At 44.9% G+C, this 6,102-nt stretch carries 8 protein-coding genes, 7 tRNA genes and 1 rRNA gene; 15 read left to right on the top strand and 1 reads right to left on the bottom strand.

Annotated elements, in window-relative coordinates:
* The 12 genes from rrf to AC58QO_RS33520 form a co-directional block, all read left to right on the top strand.
* Window positions 1-108 (top strand): 5S ribosomal RNA (gene rrf, locus AC58QO_RS33575); the annotation flags it as partial.
* Between the two features lie 52 nt (window positions 109-160).
* Window positions 161-242, top strand: a tRNA-Tyr gene (locus AC58QO_RS33570).
* A 12-nt stretch (window positions 243-254) separates the two neighbouring features.
* A tRNA-Trp gene (locus AC58QO_RS33565) sits at window positions 255-328 on the top strand.
* A 10-nt stretch (window positions 329-338) separates the two neighbouring features.
* Window positions 339-413 (top strand) — tRNA-Gln (locus AC58QO_RS33560).
* 16 nt (window positions 414-429) lie between these two features.
* Window positions 430-505 (top strand) — tRNA-Lys (locus tag AC58QO_RS33555).
* 74 nt (window positions 506-579) lie between these two features.
* Window positions 580-659: transfer RNA gene (locus tag AC58QO_RS33550), tRNA-Leu, on the top strand.
* Between the two features lie 41 nt (window positions 660-700).
* Window positions 701-772, top strand: a tRNA-Gly gene (locus AC58QO_RS33545).
* A 45-nt stretch (window positions 773-817) separates the two neighbouring features.
* A tRNA-Pro gene (locus AC58QO_RS33540) sits at window positions 818-891 on the top strand.
* Window positions 892-1,047: 156 nt separating this feature from the next.
* Window positions 1,048-1,470, top strand: coding sequence for a VOC family protein (locus tag AC58QO_RS33535; RefSeq protein ID WP_497273230.1), 423 nt, complete (start codon window positions 1,048-1,050; stop codon window positions 1,468-1,470).
* A gap of 28 nt (window positions 1,471-1,498) precedes the next feature.
* Complete coding sequence (locus AC58QO_RS33530) at window positions 1,499-2,086, top strand: thioredoxin family protein (RefSeq protein ID WP_497273228.1); 588 nt, start codon at window positions 1,499-1,501, stop codon at window positions 2,084-2,086.
* A 199-nt stretch (window positions 2,087-2,285) separates the two neighbouring features.
* The gene (gene tenA, locus AC58QO_RS33525) at window positions 2,286-2,951 is read left to right on the top strand and encodes a thiaminase II (RefSeq protein WP_497273226.1); all 666 of its coding nucleotides are present in this window, start codon (window positions 2,286-2,288) and stop codon (window positions 2,949-2,951) included.
* A 104-nt stretch (window positions 2,952-3,055) separates the two neighbouring features.
* Window positions 3,056-3,241, top strand: a complete 186-nt coding sequence (locus tag AC58QO_RS33520) for a hypothetical protein (protein ID WP_497273224.1) — start codon at window positions 3,056-3,058, stop codon at window positions 3,239-3,241.
* Between the two features lie 90 nt (window positions 3,242-3,331).
* Here AC58QO_RS33520 and AC58QO_RS33515 read toward each other — a convergent pair whose 3' ends face one another.
* The gene (locus tag AC58QO_RS33515; RefSeq protein WP_497273222.1) at window positions 3,332-3,721 is read right to left on the bottom strand and encodes a helix-turn-helix domain-containing protein; all 390 of its coding nucleotides are present in this window, start codon (window positions 3,719-3,721) and stop codon (window positions 3,332-3,334) included.
* 186 nt (window positions 3,722-3,907) lie between these two features.
* Between AC58QO_RS33515 and AC58QO_RS33510 the strand changes: the two genes are divergently transcribed.
* The 3 genes from AC58QO_RS33510 (at window position 3,908) to AC58QO_RS33500 (ending at window position 5,773) form a co-directional block, all read left to right on the top strand.
* The gene (locus AC58QO_RS33510) at window positions 3,908-4,348 is read left to right on the top strand and encodes a HEAT repeat domain-containing protein (RefSeq protein ID WP_497273220.1); all 441 of its coding nucleotides are present in this window, start codon (window positions 3,908-3,910) and stop codon (window positions 4,346-4,348) included.
* A gap of 24 nt (window positions 4,349-4,372) precedes the next feature.
* A complete protein-coding gene (locus AC58QO_RS33505) occupies window positions 4,373-4,570 on the top strand; it encodes a DUF3934 family protein (protein WP_497273218.1) in 198 nt (65 codons plus the stop codon).
* Between the two features lie 135 nt (window positions 4,571-4,705).
* Window positions 4,706-5,773, top strand: coding sequence for an FUSC family protein (locus tag AC58QO_RS33500; protein ID WP_497273216.1), 1,068 nt, complete (start codon window positions 4,706-4,708; stop codon window positions 5,771-5,773).
* The last annotated feature ends 329 nt before the right edge of the window (window positions 5,774-6,102 follow it).

Genomic DNA, 6,102 nt, shown 5'->3' with positions numbered 1-6,102 from the left:
GATGGCGGAAGGGATCCACGCGTTCCCATCTCGAACACGACCGTTAAGCCTTCCAGCGTCGATGGTACTTGAACCGCAGGGTTCTGGGAGAGTAGAACGTTGCCAAGCAGTACCCCTTGTGGGTATTTTTTTTGCCTAGTAAGATTTGAATTGCCTTTATGGAGGCTTAGTGAAGTGGCTAAACACGGCAGACTGTAAATCTGCTCTCTTCGAGTTCGGTGGTTCGAATCCATCAGCCTCCATATACCTTATTTAGGGGCATAGTTTAAGGGTAGAACAAAGGTCTCCAAAACCTTTGGTGTGGGTTCAATTCCTGCTGCCCCTGCCAATAATATCAATGGGGATTAGCCAAGCGGTAAGGCAACGGACTTTGACTCCGTCATGCCAAGGTTCAAATCCTTGATCCCCAGCCATTTTATTACAAAAGATGAGTCATTAGCTCAGTTGGTAGAGCACCTGACTTTTAATCAGGGTGTCGTAGGTTCGAATCCTACATGACTCACCACTTTACCCCAAAAAGTGAAGTGATGGCTTCGAAGGGAATTCCGATTACTTTTCGGGGACCCCAATATCAAACATGCGCGTATGGCGGAATTGGCAGACGCACTAGACTTAGGATCTAGCGGGCGACCGTGGGGGTTCAAGTCCCTCTACGCGCATCAATTTCCCCAGTTGCTCTAAGCAGCTTGGGGATCCCTATGCGGAAGTGGCTCAGCGGTAGAGCATCGCCTTGCCAAGGCGAGGGTCGCGGGTTCGATCCCCGTCTTCCGCTTACTAGCGTAAGGGTCTATCAGTGCCTTTACGCTTTTTTAATCTTCGGGACGTAGCTCAGCTTGGTAGAGCACCTGCTTTGGGAGCAGGGGGTCGCATGTTCAAATCGTGTCGTCCCGATATCAACCACAGTTCTTCATCAAGAGATGAGGGACTGTGGTTTTTTGTGTATCCGAGGTAACTTACTTACCTCCATGTAACTCATTTTCTAACCCTGCATGTTCGAGTATACTGAAAATGAAGTAAAAGTTAGAATCCTAAGGAGGGCTAAAGTAAGTGGGTACGAATACGAAAATAGGCGGCGGAGGCTTCCATCACGTTGCACTAAGAGCGAACGATTTTGACGCGACAGTCAAGTTTTATACAGAAGGATTAGGTTTTGTTCAAAAGAATTACTGGGGCGAAGGCGATAAGCGAGCTGCTTTGCTGGATTCGGGTGATGGGAATTACATGGAGGTATTCGCCGGGGGTTCGGGTGATCCGAGACCAGAAGGTTATTTCTTCCATGTTGCTCTACGCAGTAATAATGTAGATGCGGCTGTTGAAGTAGCCGTCGCTGCTGGCGCTGTCATAACCGTTGCACCGAAAGACGCGATCTTAGGCGTAAACCCGCCAACACCTGTACGCATCGCTTTTGTCAAAGGATTAAACGGAGAAATCATTGAGTTTTTCCAAAGCACTGGGGAGAACCAACTTTAATTTTTCAAGGATGAGAGGGGAATGGAACATGGCTTTTACCTTTACTTTATCGCTCGGAGATGAGGCGCCAGATTTTTCATTACCAGCTACGGATGGACAAACATACGCGCTAAAGGATTTCAACGATGCGAAAACGCTCGTTATCTTTTTCACCTGCAACCATTGCCCTTATGTGATCGGTTCCAATGAAGTGACACGGGAAACTGCTAATCAGTTTAAAGATAAAGGTGTACAGTTCGTTGGTATCAACGCCAACAGTGTGAACACCAAGCCAGAAGATTCCTTCGATCATATGGTCTCGCATATGGAGGAGAACCAATACCCGTGGGTGTATCTGAGAGACGAAACGCAAGAAACGGCTTTGGCTTATGGGGCTTTGCGAACGCCGCATTTCTATGTATTTGATGAAAATCGCAAGTTAGTTTACACGGGGCGCGGCGTGGATAATCCGAAGGATGCTGCCAAAATCACCATCAACAATTTAGAACATGCACTAGCGGAGCTTACCTCTGGTCAAGAAATTACGTTACCATTGACGAACCCAATTGGCTGTAATGTGAAATGGGACGGTAAGGATGCGCATTGGATGCCTGCTGATGCTTGTGATTTGGTATAGTTCCAAGGGGCTCTTAACACTCGAATTACATAAATGAGTAGAAACCAAGGACTCTCCACGCGAGAAGTTTCCTTGGTTTTTTCTTTATGTACAACTAGCAATATAGTTAATATATGGTAAAATAATAGAGTTCACCAAATCTACTAATCGTATTTCACGCATCTATTCATCATATAATTCCATTCGAAGGAGATCCATCATGTCCTTTACACAACACTTAGTTCAGAAATTTCATCACGAATGGCGCCAAACGCAGCAGCATCCATTTGTTCAAGAGTTAGGTCAAGGAACATTGGATCGCAACAAATTCAGATTCTATATGATTCAAGACTATTTATATTTGATCGATTATGCCAAATTGTTTGCACTCGGTGCCGTCAAAGCGTCGGATCTCCAAATGATGACTGAATTCTCAGCGTCGCTTCACAACATTTTGCATGTGGAAATGGGGATTCATCGTTCTTATGCAGCTCGCTTTGGGATCACCGAGGAAGAGCTGGAGCAGGCAGAGCCTTCCCCAATTACGCTCGCTTACTCGCACTACATGCTGCATGTGGCACAGAACGGCGGACTAGCGGAGTTAACAGCAGCCTTACTGCCATGTATGTGGAGTTACTGGGAGATCGGCCGCATGCTGAATGAGATTCCAGGAGCAACAGATCATCCCGACTATGGTGAGTGGGTGAGAGGCTACAGCTCAGACGAGTTCGGCCAACATGCCGAGTGGTGTATTTCTTTAATGGATCGACTAGCTCTGGGGAAATCAGAAAGCGAGTTAGCACGGTTAGAAACGATTTTTTTGAACACGACTCGCTACGAAACGTTGTTCTGGGAAATGTCCTACCAACAACAAATGTGGCTATAATTTCCGACAAAATCGCAACTGAAACGCATTCATAAGAGCCCATAGATCGAATATACATATACGGAAATCATCAAAAGTTGGTTATCAACTGGGAGGTGTTTCGTATGATTTATTGGATTTTGGCTGTGGTTGTCGTGGTTGTCGGTGTGTTGGTTGTTATGAGTGTAAGAAGAAGTAAATCTACAGCGCCAGCTGAAGTGAAAACGCACAAGCCCTGCTCTTATTGCAACGAGGAAATCGCCATTGATGCGCCAGTGTGCAAGTACTGTAGGGGGGTTGTGGTGAGCTAGGCCAATGTTAGGGTTTTGGGTGAAAAAGGGGAAGAAAAGCAACGAGCCGTCCGCCAAAAGTGCGAGATGTTCGTTGCTTTTTTGTTTCTGTTATTCTTTTTTATTTCGCCTGCTAGCTTCTTTGGCATCTAACGTTCCTAGGAAATCACTCGTCGTTCTGACAATATACTGAACCTCATCAAGTCCGCGTTCCATAAGCATGCTTTTGTGAATATCAATGATCAATTTCTTTTCATGGATGCCATCGACGCCATCAAGTTTCTGGAAATTAAATAACTCACTAGGGTCTATTTCTAAAGCATTCATCAGCGTTTCCAACGTGGTCAATGAAATGTTCCTTTGGCCTCGTTCAATATCCGATATGTGCGATTTGCTCATACCGACTTTGCCAGTTTTTTCAGCCAACTGATCCTGTGTGAATCCCTTGAGCTTTCTAATCATTCGCAACCGCTCACCAACGAGTCTTAGGAAATCGGACATCTCATTCACCTCAAGTTGAGGTTATTGAATTCGCACTCAAAATGAGATACCTATATATGGTGATTTAAATACAAAAATCATGTGTAAAGGGTACTTCTATAAACTAAACACCTCAAAAAGTTGGCACAATGCCTGAAAAAAGTGTAACATCTAACTCATACAGCAGACAGAAGGAGCTTGAATCAGTTGAATATTGAATTACACAATGAGTTACCTACCGATTTTGAAGAATTGAAAAAAGCAGCAAACCGCACATCCAATTGGAGAGAGCGTCTATCGGCGGTTGAAGCATTAGGGGAACATGGCGATCAACAATCCGTTCATATCCTTAAACGTCTAATGACCAATGATACGGTATATGCCATTCAGGAGACGGCTTACCGCAAGTTGAAACTTTTGGGTGAGGATGTACAGCTGCCGCCTCGTAAAAAAGGTGATTTGATCAAAGGTGTAGGTAAAATTTTACTTCGCATCAAAAAGAGCTTGCCAGAAGGTCATACGTATGAGGCTTTCAAGGAAAAGCTGCAGAAAATGAGAAGTGATGTTTATGACACGTATGAAGGTGACAAAGGCGCGGATTTCGATCAATGGCTAGAAACGACATGGTCGGGTTTATTAAATAAATAAGAAGTAACACAATGGAGTGAATTTATGGCTAAGGGTAAAGGTGGAACAGGTAGAGGTACTGACAGCAAAGGCTGGAACCGGTGGAAGGCGAGCGAGAACCGGGCAAAGAGTGCCCCGAAACCCTACAAGAGTAAAGGCCTTAAAGCCGCTGCAATCGCGGCCAAGGCAGCTGGTTCGACGAGTACAACGAGTAGTACAAGTACGAAAAGCACCAAAGCTTAGCAGATCGCTGAGTAACGAACCAAACCACCTTCGGCAGCTTGCCGAGGGTGGTTTTTTCGCTATATGATGATGCTTTGCATCCTTCACATGACCTGTGTAAGATAGATGTAGGATATTATGGATGAGGTGAGAGTCGTGGTATTTGGGGCGCGCGTGTGGAAAACAGGCATCGCAGTTGCATTAGCTTTATATATAAGTGCTTGGCTCGAATTCACACCACCGGTTATCGCGGCCGTTGCGGCGATTTTTGCGATGCAGCCCTCGATCTATCGCTCTTGGCGATATTTCTTAGAACAACTGCAGACGAACATTATCGGTGCGGCTTTCGCACTGCTGGCTGGGATGTTTTTTTCGCAAAATGTGATTGCCATTGGTATTGTATGTATTATTGTTATCATCCTTAGTTTACGTTTGCGCATGGAAGAAACGATCGGTCTTACATTGGTTACTGTAGTTGCCGTGATGGAGGCAGCGGGGGAGTGGCGTTTTGCCGTTAATCGTTTACTGCTCAGCTTGATTGGGATTGGCTGTGCCTTTCTCGTGAATGTACTTTTCTTTCCTCCTAAGCCTAAGGAACAATTCGCAGCACAGATCGGTTCTATTTTCAGTAAAATGTCACTGCTCCTTCGCACGGTGATTTCGAATGAGATTAAGGAAACGGTGTTTCGTGAAGAGAAGGAAAGTCTCCGTAACAGCTTAAAGTCTTTGTCCGAGAAATACAGACTTATGGAAGAAGAAATTAAAAAGATGAAGGGCAGCGGCTCCAAACGGGTCCGCGAACTTGTCGTGTACAAGCAGAAGCTGCTTGTGATGTCCAAAGGGCTTGAGGTATTGGAAGCCGTAGATGAGCATTATTTTCAGGCTTCCCCAAGTGCAGAAACAGATGCATGTTTTGACGATCATATGGAGAAATTGATTAAGTACCACGAGCATGTGCTATTGAAGTACGATGATAAGCTGAAGGAAACGAGCTCGGATAGTTTGGAAATCGAAGCGGAGAATGAGCAGTTTATGGGGGATCTCATTGCGCGATATAGCGAGCAGCCGAACGGTATACTTAGACTCTCTATTGTGGCAGCCGCCATGTATGACTATGGACATCAGATAGCTCGGTTGGATAAGCTTGTGGATCATGATCATCGCGGAGAGACCGAAGAGAGGGAACCGCTTGAGATTTTGCTCAAAAGCATTCGACTCAAGTAGTTCGAGTTTACGTTTGCTTTACGATATGGTTTGTGCTATATTATGATTCTTGCTTCGAACGGGGCAGGCATGGGCAAGCCCAACAAATGAATTCTGAACGTGTTGAATATCTTCACGAATGGATGAAATAAAATAAAGCTTGCAAATGAAAAATCAATATGGTATATTACTTCTCGCTGCTTCGGTAACACGGCAGTGAGCGCATGGAATATTGATCCTTGAAAACTGAACAACGAGTGAGTAAGCACGAACGAGAAATCGTTCAAAAAAAGAGATTGCAAAATCTCGCTAGCAACGCAAATGAGCAATTAAGCTTTCAGATATACGGA

It is taken from the genome of Paenibacillus sp. J31R30 (assembly GCF_059692115.1).
The sequence above is the reverse complement of the archived record's forward strand: the minus strand, read 5'-3'. Positions and strand labels throughout refer to the sequence as shown.